The organism is Acinetobacter sp. USHLN143, assembly GCF_037145695.1.
Lineage (GTDB): Bacteria > Pseudomonadota > Gammaproteobacteria > Pseudomonadales > Moraxellaceae > Acinetobacter > Acinetobacter fasciculus.
This window is the reverse complement of sequence record NZ_JBBCWZ010000004.1, coordinates 16962-39677: the sequence shown is the minus strand read 5'-3', so window position 1 is coordinate 39677 and position 22716 is coordinate 16962. Positions and strand designations below refer to the sequence as shown.

29 protein-coding genes are annotated in these 22716 nt (G+C 45.1%); 19 read left to right on the top strand and 10 right to left on the bottom strand.

The annotated features are described in order from the left end of the window. The first annotated feature begins 67 nt into the window (after positions 1–67). Entirely contained in the window at positions 68–694 is a 627-nt protein-coding gene (gene rdgB / locus WFH18_RS02335) for an RdgB/HAM1 family non-canonical purine NTP pyrophosphatase (protein WP_313564150.1), read from the top strand. Between the two features lie 185 nt (positions 695–879). Here the strand turns inward: rdgB and WFH18_RS02330 are convergent, their stop codons facing one another. Further along, a complete protein-coding gene (locus WFH18_RS02330; RefSeq protein WP_336754573.1) occupies positions 880–1761 on the bottom strand; it encodes a permease in 882 nt (293 codons plus the stop codon). A 186-nt stretch (positions 1762–1947) separates the two neighbouring features. Here WFH18_RS02330 and WFH18_RS02325 point away from each other — a divergent pair, with 186 nt between their 5' ends. From WFH18_RS02325 to WFH18_RS02310, 4 genes are all read left to right on the top strand, one after another. Continuing rightward, the gene (locus WFH18_RS02325) at positions 1948–2166 is read left to right on the top strand and encodes a Sec-independent protein translocase subunit TatA (RefSeq protein WP_336754572.1); all 219 of its coding nucleotides are present in this window, start codon (positions 1948–1950) and stop codon (positions 2164–2166) included. 9 nt (positions 2167–2175) lie between these two features. Further along, the gene (gene tatB, locus WFH18_RS02320; RefSeq protein ID WP_071852258.1) at positions 2176–2598 is read left to right on the top strand and encodes a Sec-independent protein translocase protein TatB; all 423 of its coding nucleotides are present in this window, start codon (positions 2176–2178) and stop codon (positions 2596–2598) included. Continuing rightward, positions 2595–3371, top strand: coding sequence for a twin-arginine translocase subunit TatC (tatC, locus tag WFH18_RS02315; protein ID WP_071852257.1), 777 nt, complete (start codon positions 2595–2597; stop codon positions 3369–3371). Before tatB ends, tatC begins: the two co-directional genes overlap by 4 nt. A gap of 203 nt (positions 3372–3574) precedes the next feature. After that, a complete protein-coding gene (locus WFH18_RS02310; RefSeq protein ID WP_336754571.1) occupies positions 3575–5827 on the top strand; it encodes a PhoX family protein in 2253 nt (750 codons plus the stop codon). Between the two features lie 54 nt (positions 5828–5881). Here WFH18_RS02310 and WFH18_RS02305 read toward each other — a convergent pair whose 3' ends face one another. Further along, the gene (locus WFH18_RS02305) at positions 5882–6661 is read right to left on the bottom strand and encodes an NRDE family protein (protein ID WP_191112039.1); all 780 of its coding nucleotides are present in this window, start codon (positions 6659–6661) and stop codon (positions 5882–5884) included. 93 nt (positions 6662–6754) lie between these two features. Here WFH18_RS02305 and lgt point away from each other — a divergent pair, with 93 nt between their 5' ends. From lgt to WFH18_RS02290, 3 genes are all read left to right on the top strand, one after another. Then, entirely contained in the window at positions 6755–7564 is an 810-nt protein-coding gene (gene lgt, locus WFH18_RS02300) for a prolipoprotein diacylglyceryl transferase (protein WP_336754570.1), read from the top strand. A gap of 92 nt (positions 7565–7656) precedes the next feature. Beyond that, positions 7657–8049, top strand: a complete 393-nt coding sequence (locus tag WFH18_RS02295) for a hypothetical protein (RefSeq protein ID WP_191112037.1) — start codon at positions 7657–7659, stop codon at positions 8047–8049. Continuing rightward, on the top strand, positions 8042–8428 hold the full coding sequence (locus tag WFH18_RS02290) for a hypothetical protein (protein WP_336754569.1): 387 nt from the start codon (positions 8042–8044) through the stop codon (positions 8426–8428). Before WFH18_RS02295 ends, WFH18_RS02290 begins: the two co-directional genes overlap by 8 nt. Positions 8429–8446: 18 nt before the next feature. Here WFH18_RS02290 and WFH18_RS02285 read toward each other — a convergent pair whose 3' ends face one another. Further along, positions 8447–8962 (bottom strand): hypothetical protein, encoded by a 516-nt coding sequence (locus WFH18_RS02285; RefSeq protein WP_005107935.1) that lies wholly within the window; start codon positions 8960–8962, stop codon positions 8447–8449. Between the two features lie 399 nt (positions 8963–9361). Here WFH18_RS02285 and WFH18_RS02280 point away from each other — a divergent pair, with 399 nt between their 5' ends. From WFH18_RS02280 to msrA, 7 genes are all read left to right on the top strand, one after another. Further along, complete coding sequence (locus WFH18_RS02280; protein ID WP_005245940.1) at positions 9362–9487, top strand: lipocalin family protein; 126 nt, start codon at positions 9362–9364, stop codon at positions 9485–9487. A 3-nt stretch (positions 9488–9490) separates the two neighbouring features. Continuing rightward, positions 9491–9691 carry a lipocalin family protein gene (locus WFH18_RS02275; RefSeq protein WP_005250658.1) on the top strand — a complete coding sequence of 67 codons (201 nt, stop codon included), beginning with the start codon at positions 9491–9493 and terminating at the stop codon, positions 9689–9691. Between the two features lie 305 nt (positions 9692–9996). Next, positions 9997–10839, top strand: a complete 843-nt coding sequence (gene thyA / locus WFH18_RS02270) for a thymidylate synthase (RefSeq protein WP_336754568.1) — start codon at positions 9997–9999, stop codon at positions 10837–10839. Between the two features lie 200 nt (positions 10840–11039). Continuing rightward, positions 11040–11552, top strand: coding sequence for a dihydrofolate reductase (locus WFH18_RS02265; RefSeq protein WP_336754567.1), 513 nt, complete (start codon positions 11040–11042; stop codon positions 11550–11552). Positions 11553–11575: 23 nt separating this feature from the next. Then, the gene (locus WFH18_RS02260; protein WP_336754566.1) at positions 11576–12625 is read left to right on the top strand and encodes a DUF4105 domain-containing protein; all 1050 of its coding nucleotides are present in this window, start codon (positions 11576–11578) and stop codon (positions 12623–12625) included. 102 nt (positions 12626–12727) lie between these two features. Further along, a complete protein-coding gene (locus WFH18_RS02255; RefSeq protein ID WP_005245935.1) occupies positions 12728–13189 on the top strand; it encodes an META domain-containing protein in 462 nt (153 codons plus the stop codon). Positions 13190–13299: 110 nt separating this feature from the next. After that, positions 13300–13824, top strand: coding sequence for a peptide-methionine (S)-S-oxide reductase MsrA (msrA, locus tag WFH18_RS02250; protein ID WP_311204460.1), 525 nt, complete (start codon positions 13300–13302; stop codon positions 13822–13824). A 64-nt stretch (positions 13825–13888) separates the two neighbouring features. Here msrA and WFH18_RS02245 read toward each other — a convergent pair whose 3' ends face one another. The 5 genes from WFH18_RS02245 to WFH18_RS02225 form a co-directional block, all read right to left on the bottom strand. Further along, positions 13889–14293 carry an ExbD/TolR family protein gene (locus WFH18_RS02245; RefSeq protein ID WP_004278434.1) on the bottom strand — a complete coding sequence of 135 codons (405 nt, stop codon included), beginning with the start codon at positions 14291–14293 and terminating at the stop codon, positions 13889–13891. Continuing rightward, positions 14293–14916 (bottom strand): MotA/TolQ/ExbB proton channel family protein, encoded by a 624-nt coding sequence (locus WFH18_RS02240; RefSeq protein WP_195725181.1) that lies wholly within the window; start codon positions 14914–14916, stop codon positions 14293–14295. The genes WFH18_RS02245 and WFH18_RS02240 overlap by 1 nt, the downstream gene beginning before the upstream one ends. Positions 14917–14941: 25 nt before the next feature. Next, positions 14942–15709: a TonB-dependent receptor gene (locus WFH18_RS02235; protein ID WP_336754565.1), complete on the bottom strand. Its 768-nt coding sequence runs from the start codon at positions 15707–15709 to the stop codon at positions 14942–14944. Positions 15710–15901: 192 nt separating this feature from the next. Then, positions 15902–16768, bottom strand: a complete 867-nt coding sequence (gene purU, locus WFH18_RS02230) for a formyltetrahydrofolate deformylase (protein WP_004647410.1) — start codon at positions 16766–16768, stop codon at positions 15902–15904. Between the two features lie 47 nt (positions 16769–16815). After that, a complete protein-coding gene (locus WFH18_RS02225; protein ID WP_034437998.1) occupies positions 16816–17547 on the bottom strand; it encodes a TetR/AcrR family transcriptional regulator in 732 nt (243 codons plus the stop codon). Positions 17548–17662: 115 nt separating this feature from the next. Between WFH18_RS02225 and WFH18_RS02220 the strand changes: the two genes are divergently transcribed. The 4 genes from WFH18_RS02220 to WFH18_RS02205 all read left to right on the top strand — a co-directional run bounded on the left by WFH18_RS02220 (position 17663) and on the right by WFH18_RS02205 (position 21532). After that, on the top strand, positions 17663–19111 hold the full coding sequence (locus WFH18_RS02220; RefSeq protein WP_005261753.1) for a coniferyl aldehyde dehydrogenase: 1449 nt from the start codon (positions 17663–17665) through the stop codon (positions 19109–19111). A 165-nt stretch (positions 19112–19276) separates the two neighbouring features. Further along, a complete protein-coding gene (gene rpmB, locus WFH18_RS02215; RefSeq protein WP_000048256.1) occupies positions 19277–19513 on the top strand; it encodes a 50S ribosomal protein L28 in 237 nt (78 codons plus the stop codon). A gap of 12 nt (positions 19514–19525) precedes the next feature. After that, positions 19526–19681 (top strand): 50S ribosomal protein L33, encoded by a 156-nt coding sequence (gene rpmG, locus WFH18_RS02210; RefSeq protein WP_001205031.1) that lies wholly within the window; start codon positions 19526–19528, stop codon positions 19679–19681. A gap of 135 nt (positions 19682–19816) precedes the next feature. Continuing rightward, positions 19817–21532, top strand: a complete 1716-nt coding sequence (locus tag WFH18_RS02205) for a cation:proton antiporter (protein WP_336754564.1) — start codon at positions 19817–19819, stop codon at positions 21530–21532. 259 nt (positions 21533–21791) lie between these two features. Here WFH18_RS02205 and WFH18_RS02200 read toward each other — a convergent pair whose 3' ends face one another. Next, complete coding sequence (locus WFH18_RS02200; protein WP_004278462.1) at positions 21792–22070, bottom strand: hypothetical protein; 279 nt, start codon at positions 22068–22070, stop codon at positions 21792–21794. A 105-nt stretch (positions 22071–22175) separates the two neighbouring features. Next, a complete protein-coding gene (locus WFH18_RS02195) occupies positions 22176–22679 on the bottom strand; it encodes a DUF6586 family protein (protein ID WP_004278463.1) in 504 nt (167 codons plus the stop codon). Positions 22680–22716 lie beyond the last annotated feature (37 nt).

Genomic DNA, 22716 nt, shown 5'->3' with positions numbered 1-22716 from the left:
ATTGCCGCATATTCTTCATCCGTTGCTAAAATAGCACCCATTCTTTATCTAATAATGAGTTTTTGACATGGCTGCAACTGACTGGTTATCCCAAGGCACACTGGTATTGGCAAGTAATAACAAAGGTAAAATTGCCGAGTTTGAAAAACTGTTTGCCGAGCTACAACTGCCTGTTGAAGTCGTGGCCCAGGGCAAGTTGAATATCGAAGATGCGATCGAAGATGGTCTAAGCTTTGTAGAAAATGCGATTATTAAGGCTCGCCATGCTTCTAAAATTTCCGGAAAACCTGCTATTGCAGATGATTCAGGCATTTGTGTGCCGGTTCTTGGAGGCGCTCCCGGCATTTACTCGGCTCGTTATGCCGGCGAGCATGGCAACGATGCCGCTAATAATGAAAAACTGCTGGCCGATCTCAAACCCTTACGCCAAGAGGGTGACGCGATTGAAGGCATGTTTGTTTGTGTACTGGCACTGGTACAGCATGCTGAAGATCCTTTACCGCAAGTCTTTCAGGGTATCTGGCATGGGGAAATTCTGGAAGCTGCGCGTGGTGAAAATGGTTTTGGCTATGACCCGTTGTTCTGGTTACCGGAACTGGGGATTTCCAGTGCAGAAATGAGCAAGGAAGAAAAGAATAAAATCAGTCATCGTGGGCAAGCGATGCAGCTGTTTAAGAAGAGTTTGGAGAAGTAAGTTTCTCCTCTCATTACCCCCTCTCCCTTTGGGAAAGGGCTGGGGTGAGGGATTTTTAAAATACACCTCTCCCCTTGCGAAACAGCGTTTCTCATCTCCTAAAAGAAGAGGGAAAATCATCCTTCTAAAGCTTTTACATCCTCTCTAACTCTCTCCCTAGGGGTAAGAGGACCTTTTTATGTTTTTTATAATCCTGGCATCAACGCATGCACCACTGCCCCATATAAAGCAATCAAGATCGCGCTGGCCAAAGTCCCCGAAGCAATATATTTGGCGGAATGGCCCGTTCCCTGATAATGGGTTTCCAGTGCCACAATATTGGCTGCAGGCGGCAATAAGAAGAACATCAGCATCACCGCATAAGTCAGCGTCTGCTGTGGAATAGGTAAATAATAATAGGCGGCAACACACAGCAAAACCGCAAACAGCCCTCTATAAAAAATCAGTTGCAGACTGCGCATTAAATCGAAGCGGCTGATGCGCACGTTGCTTAGCCACATTCCCAGCACACACATGCCGCTAAAAGTCACCAGCACTTTATTGGCTTGATACAGTATCTCTATCCAAGGCACTTGCTGCCAGTGACTCAAATCCCAAAATGATAATAGCGCTGCCACCGACAGTGCCACCACAGGTGGTGAGAGCAGTACATTTTTTAAAATATAGCTACTATCTTGTCTGGCTTCACTAACTGCCATCACTGCAGAGACATTGCCAAACAAGGAACCACCAATATACAGCGCCACCACGGTACTGGTCGCTTGCGGTCCAAAAACCGCCAGTGCAAAAGGAATCCCCAGCCACGCCCCATTTAAATAACTCAGGCATAAGGCACGTAATTTATTTTTCAAGGTGAAATAAAATAGGGCAAAAAACAGACAGGAACAGAAAAAACCAAAGGCAATCAGCCACAAACTGCCCTCTTGATAAAACACCATGTTGTAGATAATCAGTACAGGAATCAGTACTCGGGCCAATAAAGACGCCAAGAGAGGTCGAATCGGTTTTAAATATTGCACACCCCAATAACCAATCAGAAAAGACAGGAGGGGAAGAATCAAGGCCATGACAATGCTGCTGAGATTTCCATATCAGGCTGTATGCTAGCACAGCATACTTTTCATTGAATTATGATTTTTTTTATATGAGTGATTCATTCCCCTGCTGCCGTGTCGGCAAACTGTCATCAAAGCGTCACCGCGCTGTCATACAAGCCTGCTGAGATAGGTACATGAAATATAGAGGATAAAATAATGGCAGGATTATCAATTTGGCATGTGCTGATTTTTGCAATTGTGGTGATTTTATTGTTCGGTACATCGAAACTTAAAAATCTGGGTAAAGACGTCGGCGGCGCGATTAAAGACTTTAAAAAATCAGTCAAAGATGAAGAGGCTGAACAGGTCAAGCTTGCAGAGCCACGCACCATTGATGCCCGGGTCAAAACTCCTGAACATTCGGTTAAAAGTTAAGAGTTCGCTATGCTCAATATTGGAATGACCGAGCTGCTGATTTTCGGAATTATTGCACTTTTGGTTCTTGGGCCAGATAAGCTTCCGGAAGCAGTACGTTTTGTCGGAACATGGTACGGCAAGATCAAGCGTATGGTGAGCAATGTTCAGAATGATCTTGATCGTGAATTGCGCCTGTCTGAGCTACGTGAACAGATGCAGGCTGAAATGCAACGGATTCAGGAACTGGAAGCCAAGATGCAGGCACAAATGACAGATTTGCAGCAGCCGATTGCAGCGGATCAATTAAAAATAAAACCTCTGTCTGCTCAGCCTTTGCTCAGCTATCAACCGGTGATACAGCCTGTATCCCCCGTGTATTTACCCAAGCCTACAGCAATTCAAACCGTGATTTCAGAACAACGCTATACAAAAATGAAGGTGGCCGTATGACATCCTTACCGACCACACCCGCCTCAAATGATTCTGCAGCGCTGAATCTTGAACAGATGCCGATTACCCAGCATTTGATCATCTTAAGAAAGCATCTGTTTAAAGTGGTTGCTGTCCTGATTGGCCTGTTTTTCTGCTTATTACCCTTTGCTAATCAGACTTATCAATGGTTGTCTGAACCGTTGCGTGCACAGCTACCTGCCAGTTCAACCATGATTGCCACGGATGTCACTGCAACCTTCATGGCACCTTTTAAGCTGAACTTCTTTGTCGCGCTGATGATCGCGATGCCGTTCATCCTGTATCAGCTCTGGACCTTTATTAAGCCTGCGCTGTATGCCAAGGAAAAGAGCCTGGCCTTGCCGCTTCTGATCGGCAGTATCGTACTTTTTTATACCGGCATCAGCTTTGCCTACTTTGTGGCATTGCCCTCGATTCTGCATTTTTTTATCAGTGTTTCGCCTGAAACTGTAGCCCCGATGACCGACATCAACAGTTATCTTAGCTTCTGTTTAAAGCTGTTTCTGGTCTTTGGTTTTACTTTTGAGATTCCCATTATTACCCTGGTTCTGATCTTGATTGGCGCAGTTTCGACCCAGACTCTGGTAGAGAAACGGCGCTTTATTATTGTGGGTTGCTTCTTTGTAGCAATGTTTGTGACGCCCCCGGATGCCCTGTCAATGATCATGCTGGCTGTCCCGATGTGGCTGCTGTTTGAACTGGGTTTGCTGGCAGGGAAACTGATTGAAAAACGTCGTTTAAAGACCGAATAATAATAATAATAACCAGCCAAAACAAAAAAAATATCGATTTACTCAGGCAGCTCTGGCTGTCTTTTTATTTTCTAAATTTCAATAAAATACTGATTTATTTAACTTTAATGCAACATTTTCTTAAGATTACTGTCACATCCCAGGCTTAAGGTATTGAAAACTTCTACATCACCAAGCACTTATTTTTTAATTGGGACTTTAAAATGAAAAACGAAGATATGATACCTTGCCAGGATCTGGTTGAAGACAGTAACAACTCAAATAACACGCACTTCCAAACGATTCTGGACCAATATACTAGCCGTCGTAGCTTTATTGCGAAAACTACAAGTGGGGCAATGGCATTAGCATTTGCGGCAACAGTAAGTGGTTGTTCAGATGATGATAATGATTCTGGTACTCCTGACAGTAATCCAACGACACCGCCAGACACCACCAGCCCAGATCAACATGCATGGAGTGACCTAAAAGCACGTCCGAATAAATTAGCCTTTGAGCCGGTTCGCAAGAATACCCAAAACTTCTTCAGTGTTCCTGAAGGTTATGAGCTTAAAGTATTGTATGCAGTAGGCGATCCAATCAACCCTGCTTATCCAGAAAAGACCGATACGACCTTAGCTTCTGGTGCCTCTTACCAGTTCCGTTCAGGCGATAACCATGATGGTATGAGCTTCTTCGGTATGCATCCAACCAACAAAAATTATGCTGCGAAAGAATCAACACAAGGTTTACTTGTTTTAAACCACGAATATCTACAACAATCTCAGCTCCATACACCAGAAGGTACAATTACCATCGATGGCGTACGTCCAGAAGATCAGGTACTCCGTGAAGTGAATGCGCATGGTGTTTCTGTTATTGAGATCAGCAAAGATGCAAATACACAAGACGTTAAAATCAACTTAAATTCTAATTTTAACCGTCGTATCACTGCAGCAACCGAGATGGAAATTAATGGACCAGCGCGTGGTTCTGACCTCGTCAAAACTATTTTCTCACCAGATGGAACATTGACTCGCGGTACCTTTGCCAACTGTGGTAATGGTTATACGCCATGGGGAACTTACTTAACGGCTGAAGAAAACTGGAGTGGTTATTTCGCTCGTCAAGCCAACGACACCCGCGCTATTGCAAAAGAAGAAATTTCATTATCTCGTTATGGTCGTGGTGGTACTGATGCCCGTTCGTCTCAATACCGCTGGAATACTCCTGTTGCTGAATTAACCGGTGATAAAGGACTTTATGATCGTTGGGATATTTCAGTTAAAGGCGCAAATGCTTTAGCAGATTATCGTAATGTCATGAATACTTGTGGCTTCATTGTAGAAATTGATCCATTTAGCGCGACTACACGTCCAGTTAAACGTACTGCACTGGGTCGTTTTGCACACGAAGACTGCCGCTGTAGCAACCCTATTCCGGGTCAGCCATTAGCGTTCTATATGGGTGATGACGCGACCGGCGAATATATCTATAAATTTGTTTCTGAAGCCGTCTGGGATCCGAAAGACGTCAATGGTGGTTATACTGCTGGTGATAAATACATGGATAAAGGGACATTATATGTCGCTAAATTCAATGATGACGGTACAGGTGAATGGCTAGAACTGACTCATGGCAAAAATGGTTTAACTACTGCCAATGAAATCTATCCATTTGCAGGCCAGGATGACATCGTCATCAATGCCCGTCTTGCTGCTGACCATGTTGGTGCGACCAAAATGGACCGTCCAGAATGGGTTGCCGTGAATCCCGAAAATGGTGAAGTGTATGTAACCTTAACCAACAACAGCAACCGTGGTCGTGCATATGAAACTGATGCTGCCAACCCACGTAGCTACATCGACTTTAAAGGTTCAAGCGCCAGCAATTCAGGCAATATGAATGGTCATATCATTCGTTTCAGTGAAGCTAAAAATACAGTTACAGCGACAAGTTTTGCTTGGGATATTTTCCTGTTCGGTGCAGAAGCACGTGCTGCCTCTAACATCAACCTGTCAGGTCTGGATGATTTAAATGACTTCTCCAGCCCGGACGGCATGTGGTTCGATCCGCGCGGGATTCTGTGGATTCAGACCGATGATGGTCAGTACACCGATGAAACCAACTGTATGATGCTGGCAGCACTTCCGGGTACTGTGGGTGATGGTGCTAAAGTGATTGCCGCCAGTACCAAGGCAGAAGGACAGGAAACCTTTGTTGGTGCCAAACTCAGTAATGATCGTGTTCGTCGCTTTTTGACTGGTCCATCGGGTTGTGAAATTACCGGCGTGACTATTACCCCGGACTACAAAGCGATCTTTGTCAACGTTCAGCATCCAGGGGGTGCATGGCCAGCCAACCAAAGCGAGCGTTATAGCCGTTTAGGCAAAGTACCTCGCTCTGCGACTGTGGTCATTACCCGTAAAGATGGCGGTGCCATTGCGGGTGAAGCTTTGGAACAAGCGACCGTATAAAAAGCTGTTATTCAAAAATGCCGACTTCTAGTCGGCATTTTTTATATCCGGTGATTATTTCAGGCTAATTATTTTCTCAATAGTTTGACCTGCGGTCGCACCTTGTTGTGACTTCTCGATCCAGTGCCATCGTCCCTGCTGCATTCTCAAAAAATTGGAGCATCGGGTGCCATAGGCCGGACTCTGAATAAAAGTCGAAGACAGCAGCTGTTCCATTTCCACGGAGATGCCGGTATCTGGCAGAAGTTCAGGAATCACCTTACGTTCATCTTCCAGAATATCCCAGACTGCATGACACAAATCTGCTTCTGCGATCTCCTGGTGTTGCAGCATCGGTAAAAATTCCTGGGTAAAGCGTTTACGTAAATGTCGGGTCTTGTACCAGTCTTCACTCATCAGGCCATTCGAAACCACATAGACGCCATGGGCCAGTACTTGTGGTGCTTCACCGCGATTGCTCATATACACCGCCTGATCTTGATCGCCGATAAACAGGTTAAAGCCGGCATAGTCACACTGGCGTTGTTCCAGATCTTGAGCAAAACGAATCGGCGTTAAGTCAGAATCTAAAAAGTTCTGGATGATATGTCCACGTGAAGTCGGATAATGCCCTTTGTCCTGCCCATCACGAAAATTGGTAATCACCGCCCAGCGACTGGAAGCCGTAATCCCCATCCAGGTGCCGCCCGACTGTAGATCCTGTCCGGCAATTATCGGACTATTCTCCCATTCATGCAGCTCCTGCGTAGGACGCTGATAGAACTCATCCCGATTTGAAATCAGACATAATGAGCTCTGATCCAGAACCCGCCAAGCCAATGCCACGATACACATAATTTACGCTCTCGATCTTTACACATTGAATGTACAACATTTTTCTTTGCTTTAAGCTAAAATCTGTGCAAAACAGAATCACAAGGAACAGGAATGCTCACCTATCCCAATATTGATCCCGTCGCGATTTCGCTCGGGCCCTTACAAGTCCACTGGTATGGACTGATGTACTTACTGGCATTTTTATTTGCCTGGGGATTGGCGACGTTTCGCGCCAAACAACGTGGCTGGACACCGGATATGGTGTCTGACCTGATTTTCTTCGGTGCACTCGGTGTGATCATCGGTGGCCGTGTCGGTTATGTCTTCTTCTACGGTTTTTCTCAGTTCCTGGCCGATCCTTTATGGCTGTTCCAGATCTGGACCGGCGGTATGAGTTTCCATGGCGGTTTCCTCGGGGTCATTCTGGCCATGTTGTGGTGGTGCAAGAAATATAAGATGACCTGGTTCCAGACTCTGGATTTTATCGCACCTTGCGTACCGACAGGCTTGATGTTTGGCCGAATTGGTAACTTTATTGGTGGCGAACTGTATGGCCGTCAGGTCACCGACCCAAACTTTGCCTGGGGCATGATCTTTCCGATCGATCCGCTGCAACTGGTTCGTCATCCATCTCAACTCTATCAGGCACTATGTGAAGGCCTGATCCTGTTTATTATACTGTGGTGGTTCAGCTCGAAGCCACGTCCACGTATGGCAGTTTCTGCGCTGTTCCTGATCGGTTATGGCTTGGCACGTTTTGTGGTTGAATTCTTCCGTGAGCCGGACAATGGCCAACTGTTTATTGGCTGGATGAGCAAAGGACAATTCCTGAGCCTACCAATGATCCTGATTGGCTTGTGGATGATGTGGTATGCCTATCAGAAGAAAATATATGACTGGGGTCCACAAAAAAATAGCTGAGAAAATCGCGTAATTTAGCGAGGCAAAGGCCTCGCTTTTTTATACTCAAAATATGCTAAAGTGCCGATTATCTCTTCTATTCTTTCATCATTATGCTTGAGTTCTGGTTTAATCCGCAGGTATCTGTTCTCAAAAAACTGTTGATCTTTATTGTGATTGCAGCGACAGCTGCAGGCTTGTACTGGATGGAACCACTGCCCTTAGATTCGATTCTGATGTTTGTCGGTACCGGCATCATTTTTCTGATCTGCCGTTACTGCAAAATCCACTTTTCCAGCAAAAACCCGACCGGTTTGCTGTATAGATTACTGACCTGGATTCCAATTGCCTTATTGATTGCTTTAGTTTTTATGAATATGCAACAGGGTGAAATCCTGATTCCGGGTGCACAAGGCATTGCATTTATGGCACTGGCGATTTGCCTGTTTTCTCCACTATCCCTGCTCAATCAGAACAAATCAGATTCGGGTTCACCCCATGCTTGAATTTTGGTATTCGGAACGCTGTAGCCGTCAAATCAAACTCATCGTTGTCATCGCGACCTGTATTTTTATTTATGCGGCATCGACTGTGGACCAGTTAGATCCAGTATTTGTTGGGGTGAGTTTAGCGATTGGAATTGTCGTACATTTACTGCACCATTTTCGCCTGAAAATCTCAAAATCCAATCCCTATGCAAATGGCTTTAGCGCCTTGAGCCGGGTCATTCCCATCATTGCCTTAATTACCCTGTTTGGCTATTTGCCAGAACAGCACCAGCAATGGGGCAAATTTGCCTTGGGTCTGCAATGTCTTGGCTTTGCCGCGATTGGATTATTTATTGTTTCAATCTATGAAAGCCGTGCGAAGCGTTTTGAGGACTGATCACTTCGCAGTGTTTTCTTAGAAGTAAGTTTCCAGACGATAGTAACTATAAGTCACGTTTTTATTGCGATAAACCGCATGATCTCGCTGTTTAAAATCTGATACCCAGGCACTACCTGAATAAGCCGCGATATGTCCATATTTATGTCCCTGAGTACGGTCAATAATATAGATATCGCCTTTTTTCGGCCGATCAAAAGAAGCATTAATTTTCTTATAACCCAGCTGCATCAGGGTACTTCCCCAATCTGCCGCTGCGACCGGATGATTCACAATTTTCGCACCAGAAGATTGCAGACCGACACGAATACTGCGCGCACATTTCTGTGTACTGGTATTTCGGGTAATGCCTTGCAGATAACTGGTAAATTTCTCGATATTGATACGATGGCCATTGCTTACGCCTGAAGCGTTACGGACAGTGGCTTTTTGGGATGACTTTTTAGGTCTTTGCTCCGATTGGGAACGCACCATGATATTCGCTTGGACAGGAGCATATACTTCGCTCATGTTTACTTGATGATCATAGATCATGCCTTACCAACCGCTCCTCGCCTGTAATTTAGGCTTTCATATTGTTAACAAGCCGAGAATACTAGTCGTTTAAATGTTATCTTTCACATTAAAAATGTAAATAAATTTGTCTATTTTTCCGGCATTCAAATTAAGCCGTTCTTTCTCATACAGTTACAAAACCCATCATCTTTGCAAAAAAAATGTAAAGCAAAGCCAATTCCAATGCCTTGCAAAGCTTTTTCAGCCTGAAATACGCAAAATGAGTCCTTATCTTTTTCTACTCAAACGTGTGGGTTTAATCTGTAGCTCGGCCATTTTCAGATAACATTTCACCACATGATTACATCATTTTGAGCTTTACCGCCTGTATTACACTGATGCGGCATTTTTAAACCTTGAACTAAACGGAGAAGAAAAATGAGTCAGACTTTAAGTACCGTTTCAAATTTTAATTTAGAACAATATTTAAGTACCTGGTATGACATTGCACACTTGCCGATGAAGCGCCAACCTGAAGACAGCACCGATATTTCTGCGGTATAGAGCTTGAATGAAAATGGCAAGGTGGATGAAGCCATTGCTGAAGCGATCATTGTCGATGCAGAACATGCCAAGCTTGAAATCAGATTTTTACCTGAAGGCTTGCATGGGATCCCGTTTACCAAGGGCGATTATTGGGTCTTAAAAATCGATCCGGATTATCAGACGGCACTCGTGGGCGAGCCAAATAAAGAATATTTATGGTGATTACATCGCGACACCAGTCTGGACGAAGCGACTCAACGCGAATATTTAAGTTATGCAGCACCCTTAGGTTATGATCTGTCTGATCTGATTCATACAGCGCATACTGGCCACAAAACCGCTTAAATTACAATCAAAAGACCTCCATCAGGAGGTCTTTTTTATTCTCAATTTGGACGATGAAAGCTCATCAAAAAATGCTATGATGTGCGCAATTTAAATTGTCCCTTTCGACAGAAAATTGATTATAAAATAATCCGTTCTGCTGTTAAAACGGCAATTTTCAACAGATTCAAATAGAGAGAACTATGCGCCAATATCTTGACCTTTTACAACATATCCTCGACAACGGCGGCGATAAAGGCGACCGTACCGGTACAGGTACACGTTCGGTATTTGGTCATCAGATGCGCTTTGATCTTTCCCAAGGTTTTCCTTTACTCACCACCAAAAAAGTTCATTTCCGTTCTATCGTGATTGAACTGTTGTGGTTCCTGAAAGGTGATACCAATGTTCAGTATTTAAAAGACAATAAAGTCTCGATTTGGGATGAATGGGCGACCGCAGAACAGACTGCACGTTTTGGCCGTCCTGAAGGCGAACTGGGTCCAGTTTACGGCCATCAATGGCGTAATTTTGGGGCCAGCAAGAATGCAGACAATAGCTATAATCAGGACGGTTTTGACCAGATCAAATGGTTGATCAATGAAATTAAAACTAATCCGAATTCGCGTCGTCTGATCGTGTCCGGCTGGAACCCGAATGAAGCGGGTCAGGTCGCCTTACCCCCTTGCCATACCTTGTTCCAGTTCTTTGTACACAATGGAAAATTGTCTTGTCAGTTATACCAGCGCAGTGCCGATGTATTCTTAGGTGTTCCATTTAATATTGCCAGCTATGCTTTGTTGACGCATATGATCGCGCAAGTCTGTGATCTGGAAGTGGGTGACTTTATCTGGACTGGTGGCGATACTCACTTATACAGCAACCACTTCGAGCAAGCACAGTTACAGCTCAGCCGTGAGCCATTAGGCCTTTGTAAATTAAAACTAAATCCTAAGATCAAAGACCTGTTCGATTTCAAATTTGAAGATATCGAAATTGTCGGTTATGAATCTCATCCAGGAATTAAAGCCCCTGTCGCTGTTTAATTTTCTTTATTATAAAGTTCCCTCTCCTCCTAGGAGAGGGCTAGGGAGAGGTCTTTTACCACGCGTGAATCGCCAACTCCTTTCAAAATATATTTCCGTCCCTAAAGCGTGTAGGCAATCAATATAGATTTTTAACCTTTCTTTCGTACCAGTAAAAAATTACACGAAGGACTTTGGGCTTTATAAGAAGGATTCAATACATGTCATTTCAAGATTTAGAAGTTGTACACGTCGTTGCCATGGATCAGCAGCGTTGTATCGGCAAGGGCAATGACCTACCTTGGCATATCTCTGCCGACCTGAAACACTTCAAGGAAATCACCCAAGGCGGTGTGGTGGTGATGGGTCGCAAGACACTAGAATCGATGGGACGTACCTTGCCTAAACGGGTGAATTGGGTCATTACCCGTGATCCAGACTGGGCATTTGCAGGCACCAAAGTCGCTTATAGCATTGAAGATGCGCTGAGTCAGGCCGTTGCAGATGTAAAGGCTTCAGAAAAACCTGAAACCATTTTCATCATTGGTGGTGGTGAAATCTTTAAACAGACTATGGATATTGCAGACCGTCTGGAACTGACCCATGTCGAACTAGATGTACAGGGCGATGCCTATTATCCAGCGATTCCAGCAGAATTTAAAAAAGTCGCTGCCGAGCAACATATCGAAGACAAAACAGGCATTGCTTTTGAGTTCGCAACCTACAGAAAATAAAACCTATTTCTCATGAAAAAGTGATGATGCAGGGACGCGAATACATCTCCAGACATTGGAGTCTGTGGCTACTGGGCAGCCTGTTTACTTTATTCGTCCTTCTGTCGAGCCTGTGGTTCAGCCTGATGCTCTGGGTTCATCAACCCCTCGGAAAAATCGGCAGCTTGATGCTGATTGGACTCTGGCTGACCTTTGCGCTGGTCGTTCTCGGGATTTATTTCACCCGGCATCTGATCTCCCGCCAAGTGGATAGCGTTCTTTATCTTCTGGCCTTTTTATTCTGTCTGCTGGGATATTTCAGTCTGGAAGCGCGTCAGGATCGAGAGTGGAATCCTGAGGTTTCCCAGCTTCTGCATTATGAGCAGCAAGGCGATCAGGTCACTTTGCACAATATCCGCAACTTTGACTGGCAGGCCAATGGTCACTATATCGAACGCTGGGAAAGCCGTAGTTTTGACCTGAATCAGATTACTGGCGTGAACATCATTACTTCCTACTGGATGGGCCCTAAAATTGCCCATACCTTGGTCAGCTTCGATTTTGCCAATCAAAAGCCACTCACCTTCTCGATTGAAATCCGTAAGGAAAAGAATGAAGAATTTTCAGCAATTGGTGGCTTTTTCCGTAAATATGAACTGAGTCTGGTCGCATCGGATGAAAAGGATATTGTCTATACCCGTAGCAATGTCCGTGGTGAACAGGTCTACTTTTTCCCGGTAAAGATGCCGCAAGCTCAGGCCAAAGCGCTATTCAAGGAATATCTGCGTCAGGCCGATGAACTGGCCCAAAAGCCAAAATGGTATAATACCCTGACCAGTAATTGCACCACACTGGTCTTTGATATGGTTCAGGCGGTATCGCAACAACAGCTACCCTCAGATTACCGGCTGCTGGCCTCCGGCTATTTACCAAATTATCTCTATGACCTGAAAGTACTGGAGCAGTCTTGGGATATGCGCACCTGGTATCAACGCGCGCATGTCAATCCACGCGTAGAACACACCGCTAATCTGTCCAGTCAGGACTATTCACGACTGATCCGGCAGGGCCTGCCGAAACCCGACATGCGATAACTGTGTAGCAAATCCACTTCAATAAAGATACAAAATCAACTGGAACCTTGATCATTTTTTTGTTTATATACAAATAGCTAGTCAATGATCAGAGTATCTCTCATGCTAAAAAAATTAACTGCAATCGCGATTTTAGGCTCGGTTTTAACGGTCATGGGCTGCGAAACTGTGCCTAATACAGCCACGACACAAACCGCGAATCATTTACAACTTTTGCAAAATCGTACCTGGATTGCGACCCAGATTGGTAATACTGAAATCAAGACTGCGCCAACCGCACGCAATGTTCCAAGTCTGCAATTTGATGCCAGTACCCAGCGCGTTTCAGGTTCAGATAGCTGTAACCGGATTATGGGCAGTTACACAGCAGCGAAAGACACGCTGACCCTGAGCCAAATGGCCACTACCCGTATGGCTTGCATGAACAACGATCAGCTTGATCAGAAATTTAATGAAGCTTTAGCCAAAGTGACGCATTATCAAGTATTTGGTAAAACCTTAAAATTACTGGATCGCCATGGAAATCTCTTGATCCAGCTGGAAAGTGCTGTTCAGCCGCGTTAATACTTCCCTACAAAAAGCCTGTATGGACAGGCTTTTTTATCTTTCATACTGATGAGCTGGAATTTAACCATCAGCCCGATTGAGTTATTTAATTGAATGAGGAATCAACCATGCAACAGGCACTTTTCGGTGGGGGATGCTTTTGGTGTACTGAAGCCGTATTTTTACAGATCCAGGGGGTTCAGCAGGTCGTCAGTGGCTACGCAGGTGGGCATACAACTGAGCCAAACTACGATGATGTCTGCGGGGGCAATACCGGCCATGCTGAAGTCATTCTGATCGATTTCGATGAAAACCAGGTTAACTATAACCAGTTGCTTGATGTATTTTTTGCAACCCATGATCCGACCACGCTAAACCGTCAGGGCAATGATGTCGGCACCCAGTATCGTTCTGTGATTTATTATCTGAATGATGAACAGCAGCAACAGGCGCAGCAGGCGATCGATGCTCTGAAAGCCGATGGCATCAATATGGTGACTGAACTCAGTCCTGCTCCGACTTTCTATCCGGCGGAAGACTATCATCAAAACTTCTTTGCCAAGAACCCGACCCAGGGCTATTGTAATTTTGCCATTCCTCCAAAATTGAATAAATTACGCAGCAAATTTACGACCCTCTTAAAAACCCATTAAGTTTCATGAAAAATGGGCATAAAAAAAGCGACTGCAATCAGTCGCTTTTTTTATTACCTAAATCTTAGTTATCAGTTGCAAAAGCAATATCGCTGAGTCCGGCTCCACTCGCACGCGACATGACTTGCGCCACAGAGTCATAACGTGATTCTTTATCCGCTTTCAGCACAATGGTCGGCTGACGTTCAGCTTGGCCCGCTTCATTAAAACGGGTTTCAAGCTGTTCTAGCGTCAATACATCGCCATTCCAGGCAATGTCACCTTCGGCATTGATGCTGATCGTGACATTTTCAGGCGGCAGATCGATAATCTCCGCAGTCGTTTGTGGCAAGGTTAATGGAATTGATGGGTTCGCAACGGTCGCTGTCACCAGAAAGATGATCATCAATACCAACATAATGTCGATGAGAGGAATGAGGTTCATCTCATTCATGCCTACATCGTTGTCTTCACCCAGTTGAAAAGCCATTAAGCTTGACCTCCCACGAGACTCTGTTGTGTTACTTTTTCATCAGACTTTTTTGCAGCAGATTCCTGTTGCAGCATGGTATCAATCAACAGACCGTGTGCCTGATCTTGTAATTCATGAGCCAAGCCACGATTAGCACGGACACAGATGTTATAAGCCAGTACCGCGGGAATTGCGACTGCCAGACCTAAGCCGGTCATAATCAAGGCTTCACCGACTGGGGTTGCCACTTGTGCCAGACCAGCCTGACCACTTTTACCAACAGCAACCAGCGCATGGAAGATACCCCATACCGTACCGAATAAACCAACGAACGGTGAAATTGAGGCAATCGTACCCAGAACTGATACACCTTTTTCGGCATTGGCTTTCTCTGCTGAAATCTGGCGTAACAGCGCCTGTTCTGCCACTGCTTTACGCTGTTCAAAGCCCAAAGGAGCCAGTTTGGTTTTCAGTTGTTCCAATGCTTTAGATAACTGAGCATAGGCAATCTGTTTCAGCTGGCGAGTGCCCATCAAACGCAGCACAAAAATGGTCCATGTCGCAATCGACATTGCCAATAACACGAAATACAGTGTTTTACTGACTGCATCAGCGTGTTGCCAATAAACTGAAAAGTTCATATTCGAACTCCTAATGGGTGAGCCGTTATTTAACCTGAAAATCGAAAGGCTGTTCCACACGGGTTGGATAAGCCACACCATTTTCAACATATTTGGTGAGTTGTGCACGACGTACCGCAGCTTCTACTTTGCGCGTTACCGCCGGGCTACAACTTGAATTTCGTGCAGTCGCAGAGACCACTTTACCCTGCTCATTCGCCGAAACGTCTACCACCAGCGAACAGGCTGATTTTAATTCACCTGCAGAGAGTGAGACTTTTGGTGAACGCTGCCAGGACACGCCCCCACCAATCGATACACTTTTCGGGGTTGGCGGCGCAGCAGGTGCTGGCGGTGCCACAGGCGCAGGTGGCGCGACCGGAGCAGGTGCCGGTTTAACTTTAGTTTCAGTGACCACTGTCGGCACGACCGGACTTGGGGTTGGTTTTGCTTCAACTGGCGGTGCTTTGACTACTTTTGGCGCTTCAGCCTTTTTCACCTGCTCGATTTTTTCTACTTTTTTCGGTGGTGGTGGCAGCGGTTTATCGACAATTTTGACTTCTTTAGGCTTAGGCGGCTCTTTTTGTGGCTCGGCCTTCGGCTTTGGCGGTAAAGGTTTTGGCGCTTCCTGGAGTTTAACAAAGCGCACTTTTAAGGGTTGCTTATCAATGGGTGTCAGCTCAGGTGCTTTCATCTGGCTGATCGCATATAACACACCCACATGCCCAACCAGTACAGCCGCCACGATAGAGATGACTTTCTTTTTCATCTGATTCGGCGGTGTAGGCATTTGGGGCGCAGCAACTTGACTCATTAAATCTATTACCTTGAGGAGATGATGTGGAACAAACTATCAAGCTCATCGGTTAGCACAATTAAAGTATGCCAATAATAAATGAGAAGTGTTTTCATTTGCAACCGCTAATCCTACCTTTGACTGACTTTTTTTGCATCAAAACAAAAAAGGCACACTAAAAGTATGCCTTTTTAAAACTCAATGCAAGTCTTATTGGAACACGACAGTCTTGTTGCCATCGACAATAATACGGTCTTCCAAATGCCATTTTACCGCACGGGCCAATACATTACGTTCTACGTCCTGACCGAGTTCACGTAACTGCTCAACAGTAAAGTCATGGTTCACGCGCTCCACATCCTGCTCAATAATCGGACCTTGATCCAGATCAGCAGTCACATAGTGCGCAGTTGCACCGATCAGCTTCACGCCTTTTTCATAGGCCTGTTTGTACGGATTGGCACCTACAAAAGCCGGCAGGAAAGAATGGTGAATGTTGATCACTTTCATTTCCCACTTGCTGACAAATTCTTCATCCAGAATCTGCATATAACGCGCCAGCACCAGTAAGTCATTGCCCTGCATCAACTGGTCGATTTCTGCATAAGCTTCAGGTTTGTTGTCTTTGGTCACCGGCACGACTTCGAATGGAATGCCAAAGTTTTCAACTGCTTCGCGTAAAGTCTCGTGATTCGATACCACTTTGGTAATTTCACAAGGTAGGCCACCACGCGCATGACGCCATAACAGCTCAAGCAAGGCATGATCGACCTTAGACACCAGAATACCGACTTTTTTCACGTCACTGACCAGAGCCAGACGCCATTGCATGCCATAGCGTTCTGCCACATTCGCTGCAAAAGTCTGGATAATACTTTCTTTACGACTTTGAAGATTATCTAATTCAAATTCAACGCGCATGAAGTAACGTCCGCCCTGCGCTGCTGTCGCATATTGGTCAAGCGCAGTAATGTTGGCACCTTGATGATACAAGAAGCTCGAAACAGCCTGCACGATGCCCGGCTTGTCTTCACAAGTAATCAATAAACGTGCGGTGTTAGCAGTCGTCATATTCATGTTGGTTTAAGTCACTAATCAGTTAAATTAAAAATAAGCCGAGTATTCTAGCGCGTTTCCTGGATATTCTGAATAGTTTGTTCAGATTCAGAATCTTTAGATGACGACAGGCTGGCAAAAAGTTCCGAAGAGCCCAAACTACTCAATAAACCTTCATAGGTTTGACGACTTTCACCACGTAAATACGCCCCTTCCAGGAATACCATTTGACGGAGTGCCTGCCAGACCCATTTTTCTTCCAGCGTATTGGAATCGGTTAAATGACCTGACATATACAGGAAGTTGGTCCAGTTGGTCAGTACAATCCACAGGTTAATGATCAGGGCTTCAATTTCTGAATCGGTCATGTCCATCAGGCCTGCATTAACAAAGCCTTTATAAATTTTCTGGCCCTGCTGCATCACCTGTCCGGCAAAGCGTGGATACATCTTGCGAAAATCTTCGTTATTTTCTACCAGATGATAGACATCACGATGCAGGAAACGGTAAGCCCATAACTGGCTGCTCAGTACCTGAAAATAATGCACCTTGTCATTGGCATCCAGCGCACGGTCATCCGGCAGCGCCAGCATTTCCAGGGTCTGGTGCTGGTACTGTTCCATCAATTCTTTAATAATTTCATTTTTATTGCGGAAATGATAATACAGGTTACCCGGGCTCATGCCGAGTTCAGCCGCAATGTGATTGGTGGTTACCGATCGTTCGCCACGCTCGTTAAACAGCTGCAAACTGAGCTGCAAGATACGCTCTTTAGTTTTTAAGGTTTTGGTTTGGGACATCCTAAAATAACCATTCAGTTCATGCATTAGCAGGCTAACACACAAAGTCACTTGACTAATTAGAGTATTTGCTCTAAAAATTAATTAATCGATTTTTGAATAATGGTAGTGCGGCATGAACAGTCACACAAAAACAACATCAATGACACCACATTTTTTTGATAGCCAATATCTGAATGAAGTCTTGGCGCAACAAAAACACGCTTACTTACACTACCCTCTGCCGACTGCAAAGGAACGTATCGATCGTTTAGCTCGACTTAAGCGTATCTTAGTTAAGTATCAAGATCAATTTGCTGATGCAATTAATCAGGACTATGGTAACCGTTCAATCGGGGAAACCAAGATTGGTGAACTGCTCACCTGTCTGGAACATATCAAATATTACAGCAAAAACCTGACCCGGTGGATGAAACCTTCCAAGCGTCATGTGGGCATTATTCATCAGCCGGCTAAAGCCTGGGTACAATATCAGCCTTTGGGCGTGGTTGGGATTATCGCACCATGGAACTATCCGCTGTTGTTGTCGATTGGTCCTCTGATTTGCGCACTGGCTGCCGGCAACCATGCCATGATCAAAATTTCCAGTGCATCCGCTGCCTTTGGTGAAGTTTTAGAAAAAGCTTTGGCTGAAGCCTTTCCTAAAGAATTGGTCGCTGTGGTGAATGGTGGCGGTGTGATTTCAGATGCTTTCTGCCGTTTGCCTTTCGATAAACTGATTTTCACCGGCTCAACTGCGGTCGGTAAAACCGTCATGGCAGCCGCTGCCGAAAATCTGGTGCCGGTGATTCTGGAACTGGGCGGTAAATCTCCGGTACTGGTGCATCCGTCGATTGATCTGCGTGATGTGGCACAGCGGATTGCGGTGGGCAAACTCTGGAATGCCGGTCAGACCTGTGTAGCGCCAGACTATATGTTCCTGCCTCGCGGGAAAACTGCCGAGTTCATTGATCACTTTAAAGCCTGTGTCGAAAGCATGTATCCGGATATCACCCATAATCAGGATTACACTTCGATTATCAATGATAAACAGTATAACCGTCTGCAAGGTTATCTGGATGATGCACGCGAACAGGGTGCGCAAGTCATTGAAATTAATCCGCGCAGTGAAAACTCGGCTGATCTGCGCAAGATTGCACCGACCATCGTGACCAATGTCACCCCGATGATGCAGATCATGCAGCATGAAATCTTTGGTCCGCTGTTACCGATCATGGAATATGATCAAATTGACGATGTCATCGACTTTATTAATAGCCGTCCACGCCCACTTGCTTTATACTACTTCGACTTTGATCAGGCGCGTGCCGATTATGTCGCACAGCGTACCCATTCAGGGCATTTCGGGCAAAATACGGTACTGACCCATGTTGCGCAGGACGATCTACCATTTGGGGGTGTCGGTGCATCAGGTATGGGTAAATACCATGGCCCAGAAGGCTTCTTCAGTTTGTCGCATGAACGCTCAGTAATGTCGAATCCAAAGCTGTATAGCTTGAAATACATTCTGCCACCGTTTAATAAACCGATTCACAAGCTGATTTCGAAGACACTTCTCCGCTAAATGATCAAGGCATGAGCTATCGATATAGTTCGTGCCGCGTTTTGACGAAAATCGCTTGTCTTTTAAGCGCATTTTTGATATAAAACGCCCCTTGAATGATTTCAATCCGTTTATTTTTGACTGGCCATACAGATTTGCTGTTGGCTAAATCAATGGAGTTACACCATGTCTAAGGTTTGCCAAGTTACCGGCAAGCGTCCAGTCGTTGGTAACAACGTCTCACACGCCAACAACAAAACTAAGCGCCGGTTCGAGCCGAACCTGCACCACCACCGTTTCTGGTTAGAAAGCGAAAAACGTTTTGTACGTCTTCGTTTAACCACTAAAGGTATGCGTATTATCGACAAATTGGGCATTGAAAAGGTTGTTGCTGACCTACGTGCTCAAGGTCAAAAGATCTAAGGAGTCTGAACCATGCGTGATAAAATTCGCTTAGTTTCTTCAGCTGGTACAGGTTATTTCTATACCACGACTAAGAACAAACGTACTATGCCGGAAAAAATGGAAATCAAAAAATTTGATCCAAAAATCCGTCAACACGTAATCTTCAAAGAAGCTAAAATCAAATAATTTTAGTTTCTTTAAAAAAACGACCTTTGCGGGTCGTTTTTTTTTGCACTTTTTTTATCCGGCTTGATAAACTTTCTGCATGTTTTGGCACTTTTTGTGCTTATTTCCCAGCAAACCTAGCTAAAGGAGTATTTAGTGCCACATGACGTAGAGCTCATTATATTACTGGCTGTTGGTTTTGGCTTAGCTTTGGTCTTTGGCTATCTCGCTGCACGGCTACGTCTCCCCCCTTTGATCGGCTATCTCATTGCCGGCATTCTGATTAGCCCCCACACGCCCGGTGTGGTCGGTGATATTCATCTGGCCAACCAGTTGGCAGAGTTAGGCGTCATGTTCCTGATGTTTGGTGTCGGGATGCATTTTTCCCTGAACGATCTGATGCAGGTACGCCGGATTGCCCTGCCTGGTGCGATTTTACAGATTGCGGTTGCCACCTTGCTCGGGGTCGGAGTTTCGATGCTGTGGGGCTGGAGCTTTGGCTCAGCGCTGGTCTTCGGCCTAAGCTTGTCCTGTGCCAGTACCGTGGTGCTACTCAAAGCGCTTGGTGATCGCGGCCTGCTCGATTCGATCAATGGCCGGATTGCCGTTGGCTGGTTGCTGGTCGAAGATCTGGTCATGGTCTTGGCGCTGGTACTGTTACCTGCCACTGCGGTGCTTTTAGGTGGGCAAGCGCTGGAAGGCGCAAGCGATGAGAATATCTGGCTCACCTTAGGGATTACCCTGCTCAAAGTCGCAGGCTTTATTGCCTTCATGCTGATTATTGGTAAACGCCTGATTCCGATGATCATACAGGTGGTGGCACGTCTCGGTTCACGTGAGCTGTTTACCTTAACCGTGGTGGCTGCTGCTGTTTCGATTGCCTTTGGTGCCTATAAAGTCTTTGGCGTGTCGATGGCACTGGGTGCTTTCTTTGCCGGAATGGTGGTGAAAGAGTCCGATTTTAGTCATCGTGCCGAAGAAGAAACCTTGCCACTGCGTGAAATTTTCTCGATTTTATTCTTTGTTTCCGTCGGCATGCTGTTTGATCCGCGCATTTTGCTGGAACAGCCTTTACATGTACTGGCCGTGGTCGGGATTATCATGATTGGCAAGACTATTGCCGCCATGGCACTGGTGCTGTTCTTTCGCTATCCGATCAATACCGCCTTAACCGTCGGTGCTTCTCTGGCACAGATTGGTGAGTTCTCCTTTATTTTGGCTGCACTCGGTGTTTCACTCAACCTGCTTTCGCTGGAAGGTCAAAACCTGATTCTGGCAGGTGCCTTAATTTCGATTACGCTTAATTCCTTTATCTTTTCCGCAATTGAGCCAGTACAGAAATGGATTCGGGAACGCTCGACCCTGGCACGTTTACTGGAACGCAGTGGTGACCCTCTGGCAATGTTACCCGATGAAGTCTCACAGGATTACCTGCGCGATCAGGTGGTGATTATTGGCCATGGTGAGGTCGGTCGTCGCATTACCCGCTCATTGATGGAAGAAAACATCAAGGTGGTCATTGCCGAAGAAAACCGTGACATCGTCGAAAATCTGCGTGAAAAAGGTATTGCTGCGGTGTCTGGTGTTGCTACTGAAGCCGGGGTCCTGATTCAGGCACATATTCAGCATGCGCGCTTACTGGTCATTTCCCCTATGGATATCATCGATATTCATAAAATTGTCGACATTGCCAAGACCTTGAATCCACAAATTCAGGTACTGGTCTGTGCAGAAAGCAAGGAAGAAGCTGAAGCCATTCGTCGGGATAATATCGGTGCGGTTTATTATGCCAAAGAAGAAATGGCAAAAAATATGAGCAATCATATTTTGAACCAGATTGAGATCGCGCATCAGCATACGCCTTCTCATTAAAGTTTTTCTTTTAATCAACACCAAATAAAAAAGTTGTCGGATCTGGCAACTTTTTTATGGACATCAATATATCTCCGAGCCTAAGATTTTATTAACTCACTGGCTTCAGACTGCTCATGACCCAAATTTTAAAATAATGATTTTTCATCTTCATTTTAAATGAACGTCTTTGTGATACTTAAAATCTGCCTAATTTAATAACCTATAAAACTCAAAAAGCACACCAATAGTAGTGTGCTTTCTAAATAAATTTCAACGATTAACTCATATACTTTGGTTCTTCATCCACAACTTCAGCCTGCCACTCATTGACCTGCTGTTCCAGCAAACCATAGAGTGCTGCCTGAATCATCTGTTGCGCAATCACGGGCGTCTGCTCTCCAAGTAGAGCTTTCACCTCATCATTAAATTGAATCATGACCAAAGGCTGTTTATGTGAGCCTGCATTGCGTAGAGCCAACGCGCCACCTTCAAGTTGAACGAGTTCTAAAATCGCGTCTTGATTACCAAATAAATCTTTCAACTGTTCTATAGACATATATCCTCCATGTTCAACATGGTGGCAAAGCACCGGGTGTACTTTGCATCATTAGAGTAATTGATATAGGGTTAAAAATTGCATTTTCAAGTACAGCCGATCCGATTAAAATTCAATCATCTCATTACGAAAACCATCAATTAATTGGGTCAGGTCACGATGCCACTCTCTCAATATAGCAGTATCAGGTAACCATGCTTGTGGAGACTGTGTGACTTTAATGATGAGATTTGAGGAGGTTTCGTCTTCAGGTTCTGGGGTACTTGGTTCGGGCGCATACTGGCACAGACGGTAAGCGCGTTTCAGTTCAGCAATGAAACCACTCTTGGATAAATGTTGCAGCACCGCCACTTCTGGCGAAATTTGGCCTTTGGCCGCCATCAATTCTTCGATCGATTTTAAGGTTGGATGAGGATCATTCAGGCGATAGTAACGCACCAGTTCCTGTAAAAATGCTAACAAAGCACCATGCAAATGAAACACAGTTGCTTCACGTTGTGCCTGAGCCTGTTGTACATGTTCGGTTTGCTCTGCTTGCTGGCAGGATAGACGGGCAAAATACAGTTTTTGATTGGTACGGTCCGCATGATAGCGAGCAACACGGGTCATCGAGATTTCCTAAGGTTTAAAACAAATTTTGGCTTTT